This window comes from Polaromonas sp. P1_E3 (genome assembly GCF_056405935.1).
Genome location: NZ_JBFUBD010000343.1, coordinates 1 through 2842 on the forward strand (window position 1 = coordinate 1; position 2842 = coordinate 2842).

At 62.4% G+C, this 2842-nt stretch carries 3 protein-coding genes; 1 reads left to right on the forward strand and 2 read right to left on the reverse strand.

Going from position 1 to position 2842, the window contains the following annotated elements; genetic code table 11:
- A partial coding sequence (locus AC1D0Z_RS18860) for a response regulator (protein WP_477659721.1) occupies positions 1 to 689 on the reverse strand: 689 nt, incomplete at its 3' end.
- A 66-nt stretch (positions 690 to 755) separates the two neighbouring features.
- Positions 756 to 1967 carry an ABC transporter substrate-binding protein gene (locus AC1D0Z_RS18865; RefSeq protein WP_477659723.1) on the reverse strand — a complete coding sequence of 404 codons (1212 nt, stop codon included), beginning with the start codon at positions 1965 to 1967 and terminating at the stop codon, positions 756 to 758.
- 254 nt (positions 1968 to 2221) lie between these two features.
- Here AC1D0Z_RS18865 and AC1D0Z_RS18870 point away from each other — a divergent pair.
- Positions 2222 to 2842 (forward strand): TSUP family transporter (locus tag AC1D0Z_RS18870; protein ID WP_477659722.1); only part of this gene is annotated, 621 nt, incomplete at its 3' end.

The following is a 2842-nucleotide window of genomic DNA, read 5'->3' on the forward strand; positions in this document are numbered from 1 at the left end:
TCCCAAGGCTCGATGTCCGGGAGCTCCAGGTCGAGTATCACCAGCTTGTAGAGGTGCGTGTCAATCAGCTTGAGCGCTTCGGTGCCGGTGGTCGCCTCGTCAATCTTCACGAAACCGGCCATGGCCAGCCTGGCACGCAGGTAAAGGCGCGCGTCGCGGTCGGCATCCACCACCAGCACTTGGGGGCGCTCAGGCAATGGCTCCGGAGCTTCGAGCGGCGCCGGCGCGGTAGGCGCCTGCGAATCAAAGTCAAGATCGAGATCCAGTGAGGAAGATTCGGGCTGAAGGTCGAGGTCTAGTGCCTTCTCCGGCGCCCTGCCAGGGCGCAATGCCTGGGCCGCCTGCCGCCGCTCGGCGGCCAACAGTTCGTCCATGCCGTCAATCACGGCGGTCCACTGCAGCGGGCGCGGAACCACGAGGCGTGCTCTGGCCGGGGGGTTGTCGCCAATCCAGACCAGCGTGAAATCGTCATTCGCAGGGTTGGCCAGCTCCAGTGCCGCCTCCCAGCTGTCGCCGTCGATCAGGGCCAGGGAGGCTTCTTCGGGCGCCTCCGGGGTCCAGGGCGCATAGGCAATGGCCCGTGTTTCGGAAATGCGAAACACGGTGTTCAGGGCGTGACGTTCAACGTCATCAAACCCGAACACTTTTACAAAAACCCGCTTGACAGCCTCACCACCCGTATTCGTCATTGGGCCCGATTATGGGGGGATCGCCGGGAGGGCTTCAAGGAATTCAATGCCTGCGTTGTCAAAACGTCACTTCATGGCCGCAGCAGGCCGACGGGCCTTGACATACGCATCAGCCGGCAAATAGGCCTTGCCGTCGGCGTAACGCCACTGCACCATGGTGCCCTTGTGGCCGCGCAGGTCCAGCCTGCCCACATAGGCGCCCATGGTGGACTGGTGGTCAATGGCGCGGAACTCGGCGGGGCCGAAAGGCGTGGAGAACTTCAGGCCGCGCAGCGCCACGACCAGCTTTTCGTTGTCTGTGGAATTGGCCCTGCGGATAGCCGCAAAAATCGCCTGCATGGTGGCGTAGCCCACCGCCGAGCCGACTTTGGGGTATTCGTTGAAGCGGCGGTAATAGTTGGCGGCAAAGCTGGCATGTTCGCGCGAGTCAATCTGGTCCCACGGGTATCCCGTGACGATCCAGCCTTTGGGTGTGTCGTCTTTCAGCGCATCCAGGTATTCGGGTTCCCCCGAAAGCATGGAYACCACCGGCACGCGCGGAAAAATGCCGCGCTGGTTGCCCTCACGAACCAGCCTGGCCAGGTCGGCGCCGAAAGTCGCGTTGAAGATCGCCTCGGGTTTTGCCTGCATGGCTGCCTGCAGCGTGGGGCCGGCTTCTATCTTGCCCAGTGCCGGCCACTGGTAACTCACAAACTCGACGTCCGGGCGCCTGGCTTTCAGGAGTTCCTTGAACACGGCGACGGCGCTCTGGCCGTATTCGTAATTGGGGGCAATCGTGGCCCAGCGTTTGGCCGGCAGCTTTGCGGCCTCTTCAACCAGCATGGCCGCCTGCATATAGGTACTGGGGCGCAGGCGGAAGGTATAGCGGTTGCCTTGTTCCCAGACAATCGCGTCGGCCAGCGACTCGCTGGCGATAAACACCCGCCGGCTGGCCTGGGCATGGCCGGCCAGCGCCAGTCCGACGCTGGAGTAAAACCCTCCCGCGAGCACATCCACCCTTTCTTTCGAAGTCAGCTCAGCGGCCTGGCGCAGGGCTTCCTCGGGCTTGCCGGCATCGTCCCGCGAGATGACTTCAATCTTGCGGCCCAGCAGGCCTCCCGTCACATTGATTTCCTCGACGGCAAGCTGCCAGCCCTGCCGGTAAGGTTGGGCGAACTGGGGGATGGTGGAATAGCTGTTGATTTCGCCGATCTTGATGGGGGGCTTGGTGCTGCCCTGTACCAGCGTCACAGCCGTGGCGCAGGCCAGAAACACACCGCCCATCAGGGCAGACTTCATCAATTTCACGGGTTTCTCCAAAAAATASGCAATTCGGTTAAGGGGCAAGACCCATACCAGGGTGGCCCATCCGAAAGAGCACGGACTGTACCAGCGCTTTGTGACGGGCCTGCCGGCACGCGTCCGGCTTTATGCCATTGACGCGTAAAAACCCCGCCAAACCCGCATATTCATTGCCGAATAAGCTTATCTGCATAACGGCAGAACAAATGTGTAGTTTGTTTTTATAAGTCGCGCACTTACATTTTCCCGTTATGCATGAATTTGCCTTTGTATTTGCCGGTTTTGCCGTCGGCCTCGTGGTGGGCCTGACTGGGGTGGGCGGCGGCTCGCTGATGACGCCGCTGCTGATCTTCTTTTTCGGCATCAAACCGCACCTGGCTATCGGCACCGACCTGCTGTTTGCGGCCTTTACCAAGATGGGCGGCACGGTCAGTCTGGCCCGTGCCCGCGTGGTCGACTGGAAAATCGTCGGCCAAACAGCTGCCGGCAGCATTCCAGCTGCCCTGGCGACCCTGTATATGTTGCAGCGCATGGGCCCTGCCAACCCGGCCACGCAAGCCATCATGACCACCACACTGGGCCTGGCGTTATTGCTGACGGCCGGTGCCACAGCCTACAAGGTGCTGCGCGGCAAGGCCGCCCCGACCACCATCGCGCCTGAACTCATTGGCCAGGCCACGCGTGCGCGCCACTGGGCCCTTCCGGTGCTGTTTGGCGCGGTCATAGGCACGCTGGTCACTTTGACGTCAGTCGGCGCGGGCGCCATTGGCGTGATCGTGCTGATGCTGCTCTACCCCAGCCTGCCGCTGCCACGCATCGTGGCGGCCGACATTGCCCACGCCGTGCCCCTGACGCTGGTGGCGGGCCTGGGC